The organism is Amycolatopsis benzoatilytica AK 16/65 (assembly GCF_000383915.1).
Lineage (GTDB): Bacteria > Actinomycetota > Actinomycetes > Mycobacteriales > Pseudonocardiaceae > Amycolatopsis > Amycolatopsis benzoatilytica.
The window spans coordinates 3,191,663-3,209,687 of the sequence record NZ_KB912942.1; the positions used below are offsets into that span (position 1 = coordinate 3,191,663).

Genomic DNA, 18,025 nt, shown 5'->3' on the forward strand with positions numbered 1-18,025 from the left:
GCGGCTTGTGCACCACCGCCGCATCCCCCGTCCGGCGGCAGAATCTGTCCGGTCTTTTGTCTGCCCGGTCGCTGGGACGGCTGGTGACGCGGGCCGCGCGCACTCGCACAGTATTCCCATGAAACGGATCCTGACTCTGGGCACGGCCGCCGTGCTCATGCTCGGCGCGGTCGCCGCGTCGGGCAGCGCTGAGGGGGACCTGGCCGCGCACGGCTGGGTCGGCACGTGGGCCGCCGCGCCCGCGGCCGCGGTGCCGAACACACCGCAGGGATATCCGAACTACTCCATCCGCAACGTCGTGCACAGCAGTGCCGGCGGAAACCAGGCCCGGGTCCGGCTTTCCAACACCTTCGGCACGCAGCCGCTGACGTTCGGCCACGTGACGCTCGCCGTCGCCGCGGCCGCCAGCAGTCCGCAGGCGGCACCGGGCACGATGCGCACGCTGACCTTCGGCGGACAGTCCACAGTGGTCGTTCCGGCCGGCGCCGAAGTGCTGAGCGACCCGGCGTGGGTGCGGGTGCCGGCCGACGCCGATCTCCTGGTCACCACCTACACGCCGGCTCCCTCCGGCCCGGTCACCTATCATCCGCTGGCGCAGCAGACCTCGTTCTTCACCCGCGACGGCGACTTCTCCGGCGAGGAGTCCGGCGCGTCCTTCACCGAGCGGACCGGCGTGTGGCACTACGTCAGCGAAGTTGACGTGCGCGGACCGGCGCGCGCAGCCGTCGCCACACTCGGCGACTCGATCACCGACGGCGCGGCATCCACGCCCGGCGCCAACCACCGCTGGCCGGACTACCTGAGCGACCGGCTGCACGGAACGCTCGGTGTGCTCAACGCCGGCATCAGCGCCAACCGGCTGCTGCTCGACTCCGCGCCGGGCGGCAGCTCCGGCCGCAATGCGCTGGCCCGGCTGGCCGACGACGTGCTGACCGGCGAGGGCGTGCGCACGCTGATCGTGCTGGAAGGGATCAACGACATCCAGCAGGACCCGCACCAGACCGATCCGGCGATGATCGTCTCCGCGCTGCGCCAGATCGTCGCGCAGGCCAAGGCACAGGGCATCCGGGTGCTCGGCGGCACCATCACGCCGTTCCAGGGCTGGAAGGTCTACGACCCGACGCTGGAGCAGACCCGGCAGGCGGTGAACACCTTCATCCGGACCAGCGGCGTCTACGACGGAGTCGTCGATTTCGACGCCGCGCTGCGCGATCCGGCGCACCCGCTCGCCATGCTCCCGGCCTACGACTCCGGAGACCACCTGCACCCGAACGATGCCGGGTACCAGCGGATGGCGCAGGCGGTGCCGCTCACTCTGCTGTGACCGGCACGAGCGGACGGCGCGGGAACGTCAGCACGGCGAGGAGGCTGAGCACCGCGACGCCCACCATGTAGAGCGACACCGACAGCGAGGTCCCGGTCGAGGTCTGCAGCGCGGACGCGATCAGCGGCGCGAACCCGCCGCCCAGCACCGCGCCGACCGCGTAGGCGAACGACGATCCGCTGTAGCGGAAACGGGATTCGAACAGTTCGGAGAACAGCGCGGACTGCGGGCCGTAGGTGGCGCCGAGGCCGAGGTTCAGCACGACCACCGCGACGATCAGCAGCCACGGCCGCGCGGTGTCCACGAGCAGGAAGAACGGGATCGGCCAGACCACCAGCAGCACGGAACCCGCCAGGTAGACCGGTTTCCGCCCGGCCGAGTCCGACCAGATCGCCGACGCGACGATGCTCAGCAGCCACACCACGCTGCCGACGATCACCACCACGAGCATCGTCGCGCTCGACAGCTTCAGCACGGAAGTGCCGTAGGACAGGAGGTAGGCGAAGAAGAGGTAACCGAGCGCGGTGTTCGCGATGAAGCTGACCGCGGCCGCGAGCACCTGCTTCGGCCGCGCGCGCAGCACCTCCACGATCGGCAGCCGGCTGCGCGCGCCGGAGCTGCGCAGCTGCGCGAACACCGGGCTTTCCTCGACCCGCAGCCGGATCACCAGACCGACCCCGACCAGCACCAGGCTGAGCAGGAACGGGATCCGCCAGCCCCAGGACCGGAACTGATCCGGCGACAGCGAGCTGTTCAGCACGAAGAACACCAGCTGCGCCAGGATCAGCCCGGCCGGGACGCCGATCTGCGAAAACGACCCGTAGCGGCCGCGTTTGCCCGCCGGCGCGTGCTCGACCGCCATCAGCGCCGCGCCGCCCCATTCGCCGCCGGCCGAAATCCCTTGCAGGACACGAAGTGCGACCAGCAGGATCGGCGCGATGACGCCGGCCTGGGGATAGCTGGGCAGGGTGCCGACGCCCGCCGTCGCCAGCCCCATCAGCAGCAGCGACGCGACCAGCATCGCTTTGCGCCCCACCCGGTCGCCGAAATGTCCCCATACGATGCCGCCCAGCGGCCGCGCGACGAACCCGACTCCGAGCGTCGCGAACGCGGCGAGCGTGCCGGACGCCGGAGACAGCGAAGGAAAGAAGAGTTTGTTGAACACCAAGGCAGTCGCGGTGCTGTAGGCGAAATAGTCGTACCACTCGATGGTGGTGCCGACCGCGCTCGCGAGCGCCACCCGCCGGATCCGCCCCGCTGTGTTCGCTTGCTGCTCGACGACCATTCGCGAGTCCCCTCTCGTCCAGGCGGGTCATCTTGGCACGCCCGATCGGTCCCGGTCGACCACCGGACGGCGGGTTCCTGCCTGCTCCGGACGGCGCTGGCCGAGCAGGGCCAACGACAACCGCGCGTCCGCCTCGGCCCCTGCCGCGCGGCATCGACAGTGGACCAGACCTGCGGGCGCCTGATCGCCTGGGCGAACGCCGAGCCGAGGAAGAACGTCGCGGAGATCGGCCGGCTCCGCTGGCCGGCGAGCCGCCGCTACCCGGCCTTCTCGATCAGTTCCTCCGCCACCCACGCCGCGACTCCGGCCGGATACGGCGCGGGCAGTCCCAGCACGACGTGACCGACGCCGGCCGCCACCGCGCCCGCGATCGCCTCGCGCACCGCGCCCGGCTGGTCGTAGGACACCGGCAGATGGATCGACCGCGTGATCTCCGCCGGGTCGCGGCCGATCTCCGCGCAGTACTCGTCGAGTATCGCGCTGCGGCTGATCACGTCCGCGAGGTCGCCGCCCGGAATGTTCCAGACGTCGGCGTGTCCGGCGACCACCCGCAGCGTCGCGCGGGCGCGGCCGCCGATGACGAACGGCGGATGCGGGCGCTGCACCGGCTTCGGGTTGCCGAACGCGCCGGTCAGCTGGAGGTGCGCACCGGTGAAGTCGAACGGCTTGTCTTCGGTCCACAGCTTCTTGATCACCGTGCACGCCTCGGCGAACCGGCCCACCGCGTCCGCGGTTTCCAGGTACGGCAAACCGTGTCCGTCGTACTCGCGGCGCGCCAGCGGGTGACTCGGCCGCGAACCGACGCCGAGACCGAAGTCCAGCCGTCCACCGGACACGATGTCGACGGTCGTCGCGATCTTGGCCAGCATCGCGGGCGGACGGAACCGGTTGCTGGTCACCAGAAGGCCGAGCCGGAGCCGTTCAGTTTGCGCGGCCAGCGCGGAAAGCAGCGTCCAGCCTTCGAAAATCGGCCCGTCCGGGTCTCCGGCGATCGGCATCAGGTGGTCGAACAGCCAGGCGTGCTCGATCGACGGGATCGCGTCCGCTTCGCGCCAGACCTGCTGCAGCTCGGCATAGGTCGTCTGCATCGGCGCGGTCAAAATACCGAAGCGAGGGTTCATGACTGGCTCCTCCTACTGGTGCGATTCGATACGGCCGAGCGGGCTCTGCGGCACGCGAGCCCAGCTGTCGTCGCCGGGGATCAGCTCGCTGCGGAGGTAGGCGACGCTCAGCCGCTGCTGCAACGCCACCCGCTCGGGGTTTTCGTCAGTGGTTTCTTTGGCTTCGTAACCGGGAATTCCGCCGAGCGAGTGCTCCGCGCCGAAGAGCGTCAGCAGGCTCTTCGGCCCCGGGCTGAGCCGGTAGGCGTCGGTGAACCAATCCGGCCCGCGCACCGAGAGCATCGAGTCGTCCTGGTCTCCCGCGACGATCAGCGCCGGTGCCTTCATCTGCGCGAAACTCGGGCTCAGGAAAGGGAAATGCTCGGCCGCGAACGGTGTCAGGTCGGCTCCGCCGGTACCGGTGAGGGCGAACAGCACGCCAGCGGACACCCGCGGATCGGACAGGTCTTCGCCGAGGCTGCCGTCGGCTTCGAGAACGCGCGCGCCCAGCAGCATGCTCGCCGACTGCGCACCCCAGGAATGCCCGGCCACCGCGACCCGGCTGCGCTCGACCCGGCCGGCCAGACCAGGCATCGCGGCCTCGACGGCGTCCAGCTGGTCGAGAACGTGCCGGAGATCGTCCACCCGCAGCCGCCAGATCCGCGGCGTGCGCGGGTCTCCGGCGGGCAGCGCGCGAGCCCGCGAGTCGAGGTGGGTCGGCTGGACGACGACGAACCCGTGCGCGGCCCAGAAATCGGCGAGCGGGCCATAGCCCTCCGACGACGAGCCGAACCCGTGCGAGAACACGACCACGGGCAGGTCGCGGCCGGTTTCCGGGGCCGACACCCGGACCGGCAGGTCCTCGCCGCGGCCCGGCGCGGCCAGCCGCACCGGGCGGACTGACACGACCGGGACCGGCGGCGTGAGTGCGATCATGGGAGTTACCTTCTTTCGCGGCCGGGCCGCGAGAGGTGGCAGCCGACGGCCGGATCTGAGACGATGAGCAAACGGAACGTTGCTCCGGCAACTATACGGAACAACGTTCCGCTTGTCTACCGGCACCTGCGGAGGAATGGCACATGAGCGCGAACGCGGGAGCCCGTACCAAGCGGGCGGATGCCCGGCGCAATGAGAAAACCCTGCTCGACGCCGCTTCGGCGGTGTTCGTCGCGTCCGGGGTGGACGCCCCGGTGCGCGACATCGCGGCGAAGGCGGGCGTCGGCGTGGGCACGATCTACCGGCACTTCCCCACCCGCGCGGACCTGATCATCGCGGTCTACCGGCACCAGGTCGAAGCATGCGCGGAGGCGGGGCCGAAGCTGCTGGCGGAGAACGCATCGCCACATGCCGCGCTCGCCAAGTGGATCGACCTGTTCGTGGATTTTTTGGTCACCAAGCACGGGCTGGCCGGCGTCATGCAGTCCGACCACAGCGGCTTCGAGACACTGCACGCGTACTTCCTGGAACGGCTGGTCCCGGTGTGCGCGGAACTGCTCGCCGCGGCGAACGCGGCCGGAGAAATCCGGACCGATCTCGAACCGGTCCACCTCATGCGCGGCGTCGGAAACCTGTGCATCGGAGCGGAAGCCGACGCCCGCTACGACGCCCGGCAGCTCGCCGCGCTGCTGATCGCCGGGCTGCGGCAGACGGCCTAGCCGTCCACGACGGCGGACGCCCGCCGGGCACAGCTCCCGCCAGCCGACGAGCCCGGTCGAGGACGACCTGTTCGACCGGGCCGGCGCCGAATTCGAGGACGAGCGAAACCGCCGTGGCGAGACCGGCGATACCGGAGGCGCACGCCTCGCCAAGAGGTCCGAGGTCGCAGCGGTATCCCGACGCACGACGGCACATTCACCGCGGCGGAGGCACCTTTGCCTCGGCCGGCTCCCGGTCCGGACGCAGACCGCGCCAAGCGGCGTGCCGCAGCCGCCCCTCGCCCGGCGTGAACCGGCGGTACACCACCTCCCCCACCACCTCCGGCGACAGCCAGTGCACACCGCGCGCCCGATCCCTCGGCACCTCGTTGTCGAATGGATTATCCTTGCGCTCCAACGGAATCAGCTGCGCCAGCAGGTCGTCGAGCATCGTGTCGGTGAAGCCGGTGCCGACGTCGCCCAGGTACCGCAACGCGCCGTCGCTGTCGTACCCGCCGAGCAGCAGCGCGCCGATCGTTCCCTCCCGGCGGCCGTGGCCCGGCTGCCAGCCGCCGAGCACGACTTCCGTCGTATGCACGAACGGGTGCTTGAGCCATTCCGGGCTGCGCCGCCCCGGGTGATACCGCGACGCCCGCGCCTTGACCATCAGCCCTTCCAGCATCGTCTTCCGCGCGACGTCGAGCAGCCCGTCCGGAGTCAGCCCGTTCTCGGCGAGATCGCTGTGCCGGTACCAGGGCGTGATCGCGACCAGCCGCCGGTCCGGCGGCTCGATCCCGGCGAGGATCTCGCGACGTTCCTCGTACGGCGCGTCGAGCAGGCTTTCGCCACCCAGCTGCAGGAGGTCGAACGCGAAGTACGCGACCGCCTGCCCGGCTCGGTTCTGCAGCAGCCCGAAATCCGGCCGGCCTTGTTCGTCGAGGGCGACGATCTCGCCGTCGAGCACCGCCGAGCGGCCGCCCAGCGCGTCGCCGAGGGCACCGGCCAGCTGCGGGAACCGAGTGGTGAAGTCGTTGTTGTTGCGGCTGGTCAGCAGAGTGGCGCCGTTCGGGGCGATCCGCATCGTCGAGCGGTAGCCGTCCCATTTGAACTCGTAGGCGTACGCCGGGTCGTCGCGCAGGACACCGCCGTCCGGCGACGCCAGCATCGGCTCGATCGCGGACGGCATCCCCTGCGCTTCGGGCATTCCGGCACCTCCGCGCACCACGGTAAGCCGAACCGGCCGGATCCGCCGCCGTAGGATGAGCGCGTCCAGACTGGAGGGTGACGTGCCTAGCGCGGATTTCGAACGGATCGTCGAGGCGCTGCGCGACGTCGAACGCGGCAGCGGCCGCGACTACACGTCGTTCAGCGTGCGCGGCAAGCGATTCGGCTACTACTGGCCGCGCACCGACACGGTCGGGCTCAAACAGACGATCTCGGAGCAGCAGGCGCTCGTCGCGGAGCGCCCGGACATCTTCGAGGAGCAGTTCACGTCCGGCGGGTTCGGCTGGGTGGTGGTCCAGCTGAGCGGCGTCGAGGCGGACGAACTCGCCGAACTCGTCTACGAGGCGTGGCGGCTGTCGGCGCCGGACGAGCTCGCGGCGGAGGTTCCGCTGCCCCGGGTCTGACGCCGGCCGCGAACCAGCGCCGCGGATCTCGCCTCGACGGTCCATAGTGGACAGCCGATCGGTCCGCCATTGTCCCGGCAGGGGCGTGAAGGGAACATTGCGGGACTCTGAGTCCGTGAATGTTCCCTTCACGCCACTGCGGACGACGGCCAACAGAAAAGCGCCCCGGCCGCATCGGCCGAAGCGCTTTCCGCACCTGTCACCAGGGGTTGTTGTCCTGCTCGTCCGGGTCGATGCCGCCTGGACGCCGCGGCGGCGAACCCGCCGGACCACCGCTCGGCGGCGGGGTCGCGGGCGGACGGCCGGTGCCTCCGGCCGGGGGTGCCGGCCGGGCGGGCGGCTGTTCCCGCGGTTCTTCCGGGGCCTCTTGCTTGTCCGCCGCTTCCGGGTCCGGGTCGGGGAACCGGTCGCGGAGCGAGTCGAGCATGACCGCGCGGGTGTCCGGGTCCTCGTCGCCCAGTTGCCTGCCCATCACCTCGGCCACCCGCTCGCTGATGCCGGACTGCGCGCGCCGCATGGTGTCGAGCACCATCCGCGCCAGTTCCTCGGGCGGGACGGTGCGGGTGCGGGAGCTGAACACCAGGTCGGAGACGACCCCGTCGGCTCCGACGGTGACCTTGACGGTGCCGTCCGGGCTCGACGCGGTCAGCCGCAGCTGCTGGGTCTCCTCCTGGGCCGCCGCGTAGCGCTCCGCCTTGCGGGCGAACCCGGCCGCCCATTCGTCCATCCGCCGGATTGCGTCGTCGGGGTCCCTGATCAGGTCACCCAGCCCGCCCGCGCTGGTCATGTGTTTCGTTCTCCTCGAGTCCGCCTCGCCCGCGCCACCGCGCGGGGCCTTGCCGGCACGCGCCCGCGCGCCGTCGTTCCGCCGACGTTACCCGCCTGCGCTACCCCGCTGACGAGCGCACTCGCCAGCCAGGCCGGGCCTGGTGACGGCCCCGGCCCGGCCGGCGAGCGCCTCGGCTACGCCTCCGAGTGCTGCACGCCGCCGACCCGGAACCGGTTCCGCATCTGGTCTCCGACGCTCAGCGCCCCGTCGGTCTCCGCGTCGACCTTCTTGAACGGCTGCGATTCGCCCTCGTCGCCGTCCTGGTACGACTTCGCCGCCGTCCGGACGTTGTCCGAGGTCGCCTGCACACCCTCGACCGCGGAGCCGATCGCTTCCTTGGCCTTCTCGCCGGTCGGATTGATGATCGGCGGGAGGAACGCGCAAAGCAGCCCATACGCGTCGTCGGACATCGCGTAGTCCGCCGCCTGCGACGCGGTGTTCAGCCGGTCCACCAGCCCGTCCAGATGGCTCGCGTGCGCCATCAGATCGTCCGGCTCTACGCGGAATCCGCCTGCGGTCATCCCCGCCTCACTTCCAGTCCTTGTTCTTCCAGTCGCCGATCACCGGCGGGGCCACGACCTCGTCCGGCGCGAAGAACGACGGGTCGTCCGACTCGACGTAGCTGGCGATCTTGTGTTCCTTGTCCTCCTGGCCCTTGCCGCCCTTGGCACCGCCCATGGCCCCCATGCCAGGAGATCCGGGGGCACCCTTGCCGCCCGCTCCGGCGGCGCCGGCCGCCCGGGCGGCGGCCGCTTCCTCGGCTGCCGCGCCGGACCCGGCCGCGCCGGACATCGAGCCCGGACCGCCCGAGCCCATGCCCCGGCCGCCGAGGCCGCCCGAGCCGCCTCCGCCGAGCCGGCTGCTGATGCTCTCGCCGTTGACGCCGCCGATCTTGCCGAGGTTGGAGCCGGAGATCTTCTCCCCGCCCGGACCGGTGATGTTCAGCGGCTTGCCGTCCGGACCGATCTTCGGCGGGTTGAACGGCGACGGCTCGTACGGGTTGCCCTTGATCCCGTTGGGGCCGCTCGGGATGGGCGGCATCTTGAACGGGGTCGGCTTGTACGTGCTCGGATTCCCGTCCGGGCCGATGGTCGGCGGGGTGAACGGCGGCGGGGTGAAGCCCGGCGAGTTGGGCCCGCCGCCGCCGGGGATCGGCGGGAGGTTCGGCATGTTCGGGCCGGTGCCGGTCGGGCCGCTCGGGATCGGCGGCAGCGTGGGCGGGGTCCAGCCCGACGTTCGCGTGCTGCCCGGGTCGCCCGAGTGCCCGCCGGGGATCGACCCGCCGGGGCCGCCGAAGGAGCCGCTCCCGCCGCTCCCGCCGCTGCCGCCGATCTCCGGGATCTTCGCGCCGCTGCCGTGCGTGCTGCCGCCGGGGCCGCCGGAACCGGAGCCGCCGCCGGAACCGAGTGGCTGGCCGTCCGGACCGATCAGCTGCCCGTTCGGGCCGATCCGCTGGCCGGGGATGTTCCCGCCGCCGAGCGGCTGGCCGTCCGGTCCGAGCGGCTGGCCGTCCGGGCCGACGCCGCCGGGCGCACCCGCGCCGCCGCCGGCCGGGCTGCCCATGAGCGCCGGCTGCAGCCGGGCGGTCTCGGCGGGGAGCGCGGGCGGCTCGGCGAACCGCGGCGTCGCCACCGCACCGCCGACGGTCTGGTCGTATTGGGTCATGATCTGCGCGGCCTGCTCGCGGGCGGCCTGCTGCTCGTTGTAGGTCTTCATGTCGGCCGAGTACGCCTGGACGTACTGGACCGGGTCCTTGATCGTCATCAGCTTGGCGTTGGCCTCTTGCGCCGAGAACTGCACCGGCGGATTGGCCTGCATCGCCTTCTGCGTCTCGTTGAGCGCCTGCGAGTGGATCTCCTGCTGGCGCCCGGTGAGGGTAGCGCCCTGCGCGGTGGAGCCGAGCCACTTGGCGACGTTGGCCATGTGCACGCGGGCCGCGTCGCCGCCGGAGCCCTTCCAGTCCGCCGCGCTCGCGTTGATCGCGTCGCCCAGGTTCTGCTGGTGGGTGGCGAGCTCGTTGCCGATGCTCACCCACTCCTCCGACGACTCGCCGACCGCGGCCGGGTCGGCGTTGGTCGTGATGGCCTGGACCATCTGCTCGTGCGTCGCGTTCTTCCAGTCGCTGTGCGGCGCCGCGCCCGGGTCGCGCATCTCGAGCCCGTCGCCGAGGTTCTTCTTCGCGTTCTCCAGGTTGGCCTGGTACATCGACTGCACCAGCTTGTCGTGCGTCTTCTCGTCGACCTTCGGGAACAGCCAGCCGTTGAACAGGTTGTCGACCCAGTTGGTGGCCTGGTTGCGCAGCTCGTCGCCGGAGCGCAGGTCGTCCGGCCGGACCGGGCCGATGTAGTACTTCGACTGCGGGTCGAGCGTCATGTCGTAGAGCGGGCTGGAGGGGTTGTAGTCCGTCGACTTCGGGTCGGAGACGGACTCTTTCGTCGGCTGCTTGTTATCGGTGTCGGCCACGATTGTCCCTTTCAGCTCAGCTCTTCGGAGCGGCCGATGGTCTTGAACGTTTCCCGGGAGGTGTGCTCGCGGTCCTTGTAGTTCTGCTTCGCGAGCCGGATCGCCTCGACGTAGGTCGGGAACGCGTCCTTGGCCGCCTGCAGCTGGGTGAGCAGGCCCTGCTGGTCGGCCGCGGTGTCGGTCATCTGCTTGCTCACCCACTGCGCGGCCGGGCTGTCCGACATCTGCGGGGTCCGGCCCACCTTCTGCAGCGCGCTCCAGCGTGCCTGCAGCGCGTCGACGACGCCTTCGAGAGCGGCGATCATCTTGTCGCCGGTGGTGTCGTCCACCGCGAACGAGCCCTGCGAGGCCAGCGTCCTGAGCTGGCGCGCCTCCACCATCGGAACGGACGCCGTCATCTTGGTCCGCTGGACCATTTCGGCGGGTACCTCGTCGGTCATCGGGACCTCGGTCTCCTTGTGAGCTTTCTCCGTTGTGCCGGAAACGATCAGTAAACTGCGGAAATGGCCTGCTGGACAGCGCGGGCCAGGTCGCGGTGCCCGGCCGGGAGGTAATCGGCGGTCAGGTCGCCCGCCGGGCTGACCTCGGACTTGATCAGGTAGCGGCCGTCGGCGGTGTCGAGCCAGCCGAGCGGGGTCCCGCCGCGCCGCTCGCCGTGCCTGCCCCAGCCGGTGACCGAGATCTGGCCGCCGCCGAGGCGCGGCTGGGCGAGCACCCGCTCGAGCACCTCGACGCCGCCGGCCGGAGCCCGGGAGACCCGCGGGTCCGGACGGCGCGCCTCGACCCGGCCGCTGACCTCGATCATCCCGAACGCGTCGGTCTCTTCCTCGTCCTCGGCCGCCTCGGCCCGGCGGCGCGCGGTCATCGCGGACACTTCCTGCGAAGCCGCCTGGCGGACGGTCGCCGCGCCGGTGCTGGCCGGCCGCGCCCGGGGCAGCACCCCGGCGACGACCTCGACCAGTTCCTCGTCGGCGAACAGCGAGAACAGCAGCTGGTCGGTCTTCGGGTCCTGGGTGATCCCGAGCGCCTGCCGGCCGTCGGTGAGCGCGAGCACGGCGATGTCCGCGCCGAGGCCGTCGACGCCGCTGACCGCGACCGACACCCGCGGCTTCGCGAGCAGCTCGAAGGCGGTCCGCACGGACGGCCGCAAGTCGTCGCCGACGGAAAGCCGGCGCTCCTCGACCGAGTCGTTCACCTTCTTCGCGACCTGCACGAACCGTGCCGGGTCCGAGGGCAGGGAACCGATCCGCAGCGGGAACTGGCGGATGTTGCCGCCGGTCGCCTCTCCGATCACCAACGCTTCGACGACGTCGAGAACGAACTCGAACCTGTCCGCCATCCCGAGTGCATCCTTCCCACATCCGGGTCCGGCACGACCGCTCCGGCATCACCCGATCGTGGTGCCGAATTGCGTTGCCGTACCAGGGATTCGCAATGGGGAAAGAGTATCAGCCCGAGGTTGACAAGTGATCACCACACGGGCGGCTGCCCCAATGTACCGGCAGCGGTGTCCTAAGAGACATGACCTGCGGTTTCGCCGCGCGATCCGGTTGACGGGCGTCGTCGACGGGACGGCGATTCCTCCTTTCCGGTGGACGGACAACCGCCGCCGCGACCGGCCGAGGGCCTGCGGCGGGCCGCCGCGGAGGGGCGTTTCCGCAGCTCGTCGCTCCACAGTGGACTCGCCGATGGCCGGGAAACGGACTCCGCGCGGCCGGCTCGCGACGGCGGCGGGGCGGGCCAGCGGTTCGCCGGACATTCGCCTGAGGTTCACCGGAACCTGCCGGTGTTATGCCGGTGTTCTGCCGGTGCGCGGCGGGTGCACGGCCCGGAACCTGCCGGAAGTCTGCCGGTATTCTGCCGGTCGCTTCCGGGCGTGGCGAGCTTCTGCGGCGGGTTCGCGGTTCGGGGGCAGCGCGTCTTCGGTGCGGTGCGGGGTCAGCGCGGTGCGGGGTCAGCGCGGTGCGGGGCGGAATTGTCAGATCCTCGGCGGTCCTGGGTCGGCGGCCCGAGCGGGCCTGGACACGGCGGCCCCGCGGATGCGCTGGCAGCCGCAGCGGGCGGGCAACTCCCGGATCGGCCCTCGCCCGGAGGCATGCGAGCACCGCAGCCGCCCACGGCCAGTGGTCGACCACCGCCGCCAGGACCGCCGACCGCACCGGCGATCGACCAGGAGCGGAGCTGGCCAGGTCGCGGTGTTCCAGCCGGCGTCGGGCGCGCGGGCGGAGCAGCCGCGTCCATCGCCTTCACCGCCCGCTCGCCCGCCCGAGGGCCGTCCGGTCAGGAGATCCCGCGCGCCCGCTCGATGTCCGGCGAGCGGTAGAGCCGTTCCGGAATCTGCGCCAGCGTCGACTCGTGCACCTGCGGCCCGAGCCCGTACAGCTTCTGAAAACTCATGATCAGCGGCCGCCAGGCGTCCGGGTCGACGTGGTCGTCGGTGCCGGCCAGCCGGATGTCGTCGTGCACGAAAACCCGCTGCACGCGCACCTCCAGCCCGACGATGCCGCCGCGCTGGGACTCGTCGTCCTCGGCGAACGGATGGACCGCCTCGAGCACCGCCTCCATCGCCACCGGGCACTCGGCCACCCGAGGCGGCGCGACCGTCTCGGACGGCACCGGGGTCAGCCCTGCCCGGCCGAACTTGTCGCCGACGTGGAAGTAGCCGCGCTTCACCTTCGCCGCCGGCACCGGATCCGACCCGGTGGTCATCGCGAGCCGGTCGACCTGGGCGGCCAGCGCCGACGACGGGAGGTTCAGCACGCATTCGCGCGTGCGCATGAGGTTCTGCGTGGTCTTGGACCGGGCGCCGAGGCCGAGCATCGCGCGCCAGCCGAGCCAGAACGCCGACGACATCGGGGCCAGGTTGGCCGAACCGTCCTCATTGGACGTGGAGAGCAGGACGACCGGGGTGCCGAAGTACAGGATGCCGGGCTCGATTGCCGTGTGGGCGGGAAAAGTCGTTTTCACACCGCCAAGTCTGGCCAGCGGGCGGCACGGGGCGCTGGCGGAAATCCGCCCTCGCGATCACGCCCGGCTCGCACCCGCACTGACGCGGTGAAAGGCCCCTTGCCGGAATAGGATTCCGGCAAGGGGCCCTTCACGGACGTCTCCCGCCCGGACGGGAGCGGAACCGTCAGGCGATTCCCGCGCTCGCCAGCGCCCGGCCGGTCAGCACCCGGGCCAGGTGTTTCCGGTACTCCGCCGTGGCGTGCGGCTCTTCCGGCGGCGAAGTGTCGTCCGCCGCCAGCTTCGCCGCCTCCGCCGCGCTGGCCCCGTCGGCCAGCGCCCGTTCGGTCGCCGTCGCGCGCAGCGGGGTGCCGCCCATGTTGATCAGGCCCACCGAGCGGCCGGTGACCGCGACGCCCACGATCGCCCAGTCGATGGCCCGGCGGGTGAACTTCTCGAAGCCCCAGCCCAGTCCCGCCTGGCTCGGCAGGCGGATCTCGGTGAGCAGCTCGTCCGGCTCCAGCGGAGTGGTGAACGGGCCGAGGAAGAACTCCGCGGCCGGGATGCGCCGCTCCCCCGATGGGCCGCGCGCCACGAGCGTCGCGTCCGCCGCCAGCACCGCCGCGGGCAAATCGGCGGCCGAGTCGGCGTGCACCAGCGAGCCGCCGATGGTGCCGCGGTGGCGGACCTGCGGGTCGCCGACCGAGCCGGACACGTGCGCCAGCAGCGGCGCGTGCTCGGCGAGCACCGGGTCGTGCTGCAGGTCGTGATAGCGCGAGAGAGCGCCGATCACGACTTCGTCGCCGTCCAGCCGGACGAACTTGAGCTCCCGCAGCGGCGCGATGTCCACCACGATCTCCGGCGCGGCGAACCGGAGTTTCATCAGCGGCAGCAGCGAATGCCCGCCGGCGAGCAGCTTCGCGTCGTCTCCGTGTTCGGCGAGCAGCGCGAGCGCTTCGTCCACAGTGGACGCGCGACGGTAGGAGAAACCGGCCGGGATCACTGCGCCACCTCCTGCCCGGACGCGTCGAGCACGGCGCTCACGATGTTGTGATAGCCCGTGCAGCGGCAGAGGTTGCCCTCCAGCGCGGCGCGCGCTTGTTCCCGGGTCGGTTTCGGGTTTTCCTTCAGCAGCGACACCGTCGCCATCATCATGCCGGGCGTGCAGAACCCGCACTGCAGGCCGTGCTGCTCGCGGAACGCACGCTGCACCGGGTGCAGGCCGTCCTCGCCGCGCAGACCCTCCACAGTGGTCACTTCGTGCCCGTCGGCCTGCGCGGCCAGCACCGTGCAGGATTTCACCGACTCGCCGTCGAGCAGCACCGTGCACGCCCCGCAGGACGTGGTGTCGCAGCCGATGTTCGTGCCGGTGAGGCCCGCGGTGTCCCGCAGGTAGTGCACGAGCAGGGTGCGGTCGGGCACCTCCGCGGCGGTCTTCTGGCCGTTCACCTCGATCGAGACCTGCACGTCAGTTCGCCTTCCTAGCATCGTTGAGGGCCGTCCACACCCGCAGCGGAGTGGTCGGCATGTCCAGGTGCCGCACCCCGAGGTGGCCGAGCGCGTCGACCACCGCGTTGTGCACCGCGGGCGTCGAGCCGATCGTCGCCGCCTCGCCGATCCCCTTGACTCCCAGCAGGTTCCGGGTCGTCGGCGTCTCCATGTCCACCAGCTCGAAGTCCGGCAGCTCGGTCGCGGTGACGAACGAGTAGTCGGCGAGCGTGGCGGTCGTCGGGTTGCCGTCCGCGTCGTAGCTCATCACCTCGAGCAGCGCCTGCGCGATGCCCTGGCCGAGCCCGCCGTGCCGCTGGCCGCGGAACGTCAGCGGGTTGACGATCGGTCCGGCGTCGTCCAGCGCGACCAGCCGGCGCACCTCGACCTTCCCGGTCTCGGTGTCGACCTCGACCACTGCGAGGTGCGCGCCGAACGGAAACGTCGGCGAGCCGTCGCCGAACCAGACGTCGGCGGTGAAGCCGCCGGCCTCGCCGGCCACCCGGGCCCAGTCCAGGGTGGCCGACGACGGGGCGCCGCGGACCTGCCAGACGCCGCGTTCGACGTCCAGCTCCAAGTCCTCCGGCGCGGCTTCGAGCAGCTCAGCGGCGACCTGGCGGGCCTGCGCCACGACCTCCTCGGCGGCCCGCCGGATCGCCGAGCCGCCGAGCTGCAGCGACCGCGAGCCGAACGTGCCGATCGCGCGCGGGACCTCGTCGGTGTCGCCGTGCCGGACGGTGATCTTCTCCATCGGCACGCCGAGCTGGTCGGACAGCAGCATCGCCAGCGAGGTGCCGAGCCCCTGGCCGTGCGGCGAGCTGCCGGTCCACGCGGTGATCGAGCCGTCCTCGTGCACGTCGACCCGGCCGCTCTCGCCACCGCCGTCGCCGCCGGTGATCTCCACGTACGTGGCGATGCCGAGGCCCAGCGCGACCGGGTCGCCGGACGCGCGGCGCGCTTCCTGCTCCTCGCGCAGCTGCGCGTAGCCCGCCGCCGCGAGCACCTTGTCCAGGGCCGCGGCGTACTCGCCGGTGTCGTACGAGCCGCCGGTCGGCGTCGTGTACGGAAACTCGTCCGGCCGGATGAAGTTGACCCGCCGCACGTCCGCCGGGTCCATCCCGATCTCCGCCGCGAACAGGTCCATCGCACGCTCGACCGCGGCGGTCGCCTCCGGCCGTCCCGCTCCGCGGTAGGCCGCGATCGGCGTGGTCGTGGTGACGACACCGCGGCTGCGGGTCTGCACGGTCGGGAACCGGTACACGCCTGGCGCCATCAGCTCGGTGAGCGTGGGCAGGAACAGCGCGCGCGGGTACGCGCCGGCGTCCTGGAGCACGTCCAGCCGGTACGCCAGCACCGTGCCGTCGCGCTTGCCGCCGATGGTGACGGTGTTGCGCTGCGCGCGGCCGTGCGTCATCGAGGTCAGATTCTCGCTGCGCGACTCGGCCCACCGCACCGCGCGGCCGGACTTCTTCGCCGCCCAGGCGAGCAATGTCGCCTCCGGGTCGGCGCCGATCTTCGCGCCGAAGCCGCCGCCGACGTCCGGCACGATGACCCGCACCAGCTCGTTGTCGATGCCCAGCCCGGCGGCCACCGTGCCGCGGGCGATCTGCGCGTTCTGCGTGGACAGCCACAGCGTGACGCGGCCGTCCTCGCCCCACGCGACGGACGCGCCGCGCGGTTCGAGCGGCGCCGGCGCGACGCGCTGGTTCAGGATTTCCTCGGTGACGACGACGTCGCAGTCCGCGAAGACCGAGTCGTCGAACTCCTCCATGCCGTGCACCTGCACGACGTTGCTGCCCTGCTCCGGGAACACCAGCGTCTCACCGGCGAGCGCGCCGTCGAAGTCCGCGACCGCGTCCAGCGGGTCGTAGTCCACGTCGACCAGCTCCGCCGCGTCCGCGAGCTGGTAGCGCTCCTCGGTGAGGACCAGCGCGACCGGCTCCCCCACGTACCGCACGACGTCGCCGGCCAGGTACGGCTCGGGAACCGGCCCCGCCTTGCCCGGCTCGAGGTCCAGCTCCGCCGCGGTGTAGACGGCGACCACGCCCGGCGCGGTGCGGGCTTCCTCCGCGTCGATCCCGGTGACCCGCGCGTGCGCGATCGGGCTGCGCACGAAAACCGCGTGGACCGCGCCGGCGAGCGACTCTTCCCTCAGGTCGTCGACGTACGTTCCGCCCTCGGTGATCAGCTTCTCGTCTTCGACGCGCACCACCCGGGTGCCGACAATGCTCATCTGTCCTCCTGCTTGGGTACCCCGCCGACTATGCCTGTTCCCGCGTCCCCGCGTCAGCCCGAGTAGGCCTGCCAAGCGAGAACCGCTGCGAGAGCGAGCCCGCCGAGGCCAATCGCGATCCGCAGCGGCGTCGCGGGAAGGTAGCGCACGAGCACCGAACCGAGCCACGAGCCCGCCACCGAGCCGAGACAGACCGCGATCGCGGCGGGCCAGAACACCTTGCCGGTGAAAGCGAAGACGAGCGCGGCGATCAGGTTCGCGGTGCCGGTGGCGATGTTCTTGGCGGCGTTCGTGCGAGCAAGCGACTGGCTCCAGACCGTGGTCAGCAGCGCGAGCATCAGCACGCCCGCCGCGGCCCCGAAATATCCGCCGTAGACGCCGACGAGGAACGCGGCGATCCCGGTCAGCGGGCCGATGCCGTGGTGCTCGCGGCGTTCGGCCATCCGGCGCAGCTTCGGACCGGCCATCAGCAGGATCGACGCGCCGCCGATCAGCCAGGGCACGACGACGGTGAAGGCGTCCGGCGAGCTGACCAGCAGGACGAGCCCGCCGCACGCACCACCCGCCGTGGTGATGAGGCAGAGCGGCAGCAGGTGCCGGCCCTGCCCCTTCAGCTCCGGACGTGCGCCGGCGGCGGCTCCGGCGGTGGTGCCGAGCATCGCGACGGTGTTGGTCATGTTCGCGGTGACCGGCGGCAGCCCGGCGGCGAGCAGCGCCGGGTAGGACACCAGCGAGGCGAGCCCGGCGGTCGCGCCGGTGAGACCGGCCCCGACGCCGGCCACCACGAGCAGCAGAAGTCCGCCAGGGCCGATGATCACGTTGTCATCTCAACACGGCGGGTACCGGGAGAGCGGCACCGGGTCGGCCCGGCTGTCCAGCAGAGCCTGCCGCGCGCGTGGGGCGCTTCGTTCGCCGTCCGGGTCGAAGCGTGTCAGGCCCGCGCGAGGCACCCGCTCGCCGCCTGGGTCAACAGGCTCCCCCACCCTCGCCGGACCGTATATATCGTTATACACTACTCGTCCGCACTTGTCCGAAACCGGACGAAATCCGGCCCGGAGCTTGCCCGGCTGCTGGGCGCCGCACAGAATCCCGCTG

17 protein-coding genes are annotated in these 18,025 nt (G+C 71.6%); 3 read left to right on the forward strand and 14 right to left on the reverse strand.

The features are described 5' to 3' along the window. The first annotated feature begins 118 nt into the window (after positions 1-118). Positions 119-1,324: an SGNH/GDSL hydrolase family protein gene (locus AMYBE_RS0114600; protein ID WP_020660133.1), complete on the forward strand. Its 1,206-nt coding sequence runs from the start codon at positions 119-121 to the stop codon at positions 1,322-1,324. On the opposite strand, the gene AMYBE_RS0114605 is transcribed toward AMYBE_RS0114600, so the two are convergent. The 3 genes from AMYBE_RS0114605 to AMYBE_RS0114615 form a co-directional block, all read right to left on the reverse strand. Further along, complete coding sequence (locus AMYBE_RS0114605; RefSeq protein ID WP_020660134.1) at positions 1,311-2,609, reverse strand: MFS transporter; 1,299 nt, start codon at positions 2,607-2,609, stop codon at positions 1,311-1,313. The two genes, AMYBE_RS0114600 and AMYBE_RS0114605, sit on opposite strands and share 14 nt — an antisense overlap. A 257-nt stretch (positions 2,610-2,866) precedes the next feature. Continuing rightward, positions 2,867-3,730 (reverse strand): LLM class flavin-dependent oxidoreductase, encoded by an 864-nt coding sequence (locus AMYBE_RS0114610; protein ID WP_020660135.1) that lies wholly within the window; start codon positions 3,728-3,730, stop codon positions 2,867-2,869. Between the two features lie 12 nt (positions 3,731-3,742). Continuing rightward, the gene (locus AMYBE_RS0114615; RefSeq protein ID WP_020660136.1) at positions 3,743-4,645 is read right to left on the reverse strand and encodes an alpha/beta hydrolase family protein; all 903 of its coding nucleotides are present in this window, start codon (positions 4,643-4,645) and stop codon (positions 3,743-3,745) included. 143 nt (positions 4,646-4,788) lie between these two features. Here AMYBE_RS0114615 and AMYBE_RS0114620 point away from each other — a divergent pair, with 143 nt between their 5' ends. After that, positions 4,789-5,364 carry a TetR/AcrR family transcriptional regulator gene (locus AMYBE_RS0114620; RefSeq protein WP_020660137.1) on the forward strand — a complete coding sequence of 192 codons (576 nt, stop codon included), beginning with the start codon at positions 4,789-4,791 and terminating at the stop codon, positions 5,362-5,364. Positions 5,365-5,560: 196 nt separating this feature from the next. On the opposite strand, the gene ligD is transcribed toward AMYBE_RS0114620, so the two are convergent. Then, positions 5,561-6,547 (reverse strand): non-homologous end-joining DNA ligase, encoded by a 987-nt coding sequence (gene ligD, locus AMYBE_RS0114625; RefSeq protein ID WP_020660138.1) that lies wholly within the window; start codon positions 6,545-6,547, stop codon positions 5,561-5,563. A 55-nt stretch (positions 6,548-6,602) separates the two neighbouring features. On the opposite strand from ligD, the gene AMYBE_RS0114630 reads away from it, so the two are divergent. After that, complete coding sequence (locus AMYBE_RS0114630; RefSeq protein ID WP_034286996.1) at positions 6,603-6,971, forward strand: MmcQ/YjbR family DNA-binding protein; 369 nt, start codon at positions 6,603-6,605, stop codon at positions 6,969-6,971. A 199-nt stretch (positions 6,972-7,170) separates the two neighbouring features. On the opposite strand, the gene AMYBE_RS0114635 is transcribed toward AMYBE_RS0114630, so the two are convergent. From AMYBE_RS0114635 to AMYBE_RS0114680, 10 genes are all read right to left on the reverse strand, one after another. Continuing rightward, positions 7,171-7,758, reverse strand: coding sequence for a YbaB/EbfC family nucleoid-associated protein (locus tag AMYBE_RS0114635; RefSeq protein ID WP_020660140.1), 588 nt, complete (start codon positions 7,756-7,758; stop codon positions 7,171-7,173). A 176-nt stretch (positions 7,759-7,934) separates the two neighbouring features. Beyond that, positions 7,935-8,321 carry a type VII secretion target gene (locus tag AMYBE_RS0114640; protein WP_020660141.1) on the reverse strand — a complete coding sequence of 129 codons (387 nt, stop codon included), beginning with the start codon at positions 8,319-8,321 and terminating at the stop codon, positions 7,935-7,937. Positions 8,322-8,328: 7 nt separating this feature from the next. After that, positions 8,329-10,263 carry a WXG100 family type VII secretion target gene (locus AMYBE_RS0114645; RefSeq protein WP_020660142.1) on the reverse strand — a complete coding sequence of 645 codons (1,935 nt, stop codon included), beginning with the start codon at positions 10,261-10,263 and terminating at the stop codon, positions 8,329-8,331. 11 nt (positions 10,264-10,274) lie between these two features. After that, positions 10,275-10,703, reverse strand: coding sequence for a hypothetical protein (locus AMYBE_RS0114650; protein WP_020660143.1), 429 nt, complete (start codon positions 10,701-10,703; stop codon positions 10,275-10,277). Between the two features lie 47 nt (positions 10,704-10,750). Then, positions 10,751-11,602 carry an ESX secretion-associated protein EspG gene (locus tag AMYBE_RS0114655; protein ID WP_020660144.1) on the reverse strand — a complete coding sequence of 284 codons (852 nt, stop codon included), beginning with the start codon at positions 11,600-11,602 and terminating at the stop codon, positions 10,751-10,753. A 941-nt stretch (positions 11,603-12,543) separates the two neighbouring features. Further along, positions 12,544-13,230: a flavin reductase family protein gene (locus tag AMYBE_RS0114660; protein ID WP_020660145.1), complete on the reverse strand. Its 687-nt coding sequence runs from the start codon at positions 13,228-13,230 to the stop codon at positions 12,544-12,546. A gap of 166 nt (positions 13,231-13,396) precedes the next feature. Beyond that, a complete protein-coding gene (locus AMYBE_RS0114665) occupies positions 13,397-14,212 on the reverse strand; it encodes an FAD binding domain-containing protein (protein ID WP_020660146.1) in 816 nt (271 codons plus the stop codon). Then, complete coding sequence (locus AMYBE_RS0114670; protein ID WP_020660147.1) at positions 14,209-14,676, reverse strand: (2Fe-2S)-binding protein; 468 nt, start codon at positions 14,674-14,676, stop codon at positions 14,209-14,211. The genes AMYBE_RS0114665 and AMYBE_RS0114670 overlap by 4 nt, the downstream gene beginning before the upstream one ends. Before the next feature lies 1 nt (position 14,677). Next, positions 14,678-16,930, reverse strand: coding sequence for a xanthine dehydrogenase family protein molybdopterin-binding subunit (locus AMYBE_RS0114675; protein WP_020660148.1), 2,253 nt, complete (start codon positions 16,928-16,930; stop codon positions 14,678-14,680). Positions 16,931-16,983: 53 nt separating this feature from the next. Then, positions 16,984-17,748 carry a sulfite exporter TauE/SafE family protein gene (locus AMYBE_RS0114680; RefSeq protein WP_020660149.1) on the reverse strand — a complete coding sequence of 255 codons (765 nt, stop codon included), beginning with the start codon at positions 17,746-17,748 and terminating at the stop codon, positions 16,984-16,986. Positions 17,749-18,025 lie beyond the last annotated feature (277 nt).

Coding starts and splice junctions, on each gene's coding strand:
- AMYBE_RS0114610 (WP_020660135.1), bottom strand. CDS start 3,730: ATGAACCCTCGCTTCGGTATTTTGACCGCGCCGATGCAGACGACCTAT.
- AMYBE_RS0114650 (WP_020660143.1), bottom strand. CDS start 10,703: ATGACCGACGAGGTACCCGCCGAAATGGTCCAGCGGACCAAGATGACG.
- AMYBE_RS0114605 (WP_020660134.1), bottom strand. CDS start 2,609: ATGGTCGTCGAGCAGCAAGCGAACACAGCGGGGCGGATCCGGCGGGTG.
- AMYBE_RS0114675 (WP_020660148.1), bottom strand. CDS start 16,930: ATGAGCATTGTCGGCACCCGGGTGGTGCGCGTCGAAGACGAGAAGCTG.
- AMYBE_RS0114620 (WP_020660137.1), top strand. CDS start 4,789: ATGAGCGCGAACGCGGGAGCCCGTACCAAGCGGGCGGATGCCCGGCGC.
- AMYBE_RS0114615 (WP_020660136.1), bottom strand. CDS start 4,645: ATGATCGCACTCACGCCGCCGGTCCCGGTCGTGTCAGTCCGCCCGGTG.
- ligD (WP_020660138.1), bottom strand. CDS start 6,547: ATGCCCGAAGCGCAGGGGATGCCGTCCGCGATCGAGCCGATGCTGGCG.
- AMYBE_RS0114600 (WP_020660133.1), top strand. CDS start 119: ATGAAACGGATCCTGACTCTGGGCACGGCCGCCGTGCTCATGCTCGGC.
- AMYBE_RS0114630 (WP_034286996.1), top strand. CDS start 6,603: ATGAGCGCGTCCAGACTGGAGGGTGACGTGCCTAGCGCGGATTTCGAA.
- AMYBE_RS0114635 (WP_020660140.1), bottom strand. CDS start 7,758: ATGACCAGCGCGGGCGGGCTGGGTGACCTGATCAGGGACCCCGACGAC.
- AMYBE_RS0114640 (WP_020660141.1), bottom strand. CDS start 8,321: ATGACCGCAGGCGGATTCCGCGTAGAGCCGGACGATCTGATGGCGCAC.
- AMYBE_RS0114655 (WP_020660144.1), bottom strand. CDS start 11,602: ATGGCGGACAGGTTCGAGTTCGTTCTCGACGTCGTCGAAGCGTTGGTG.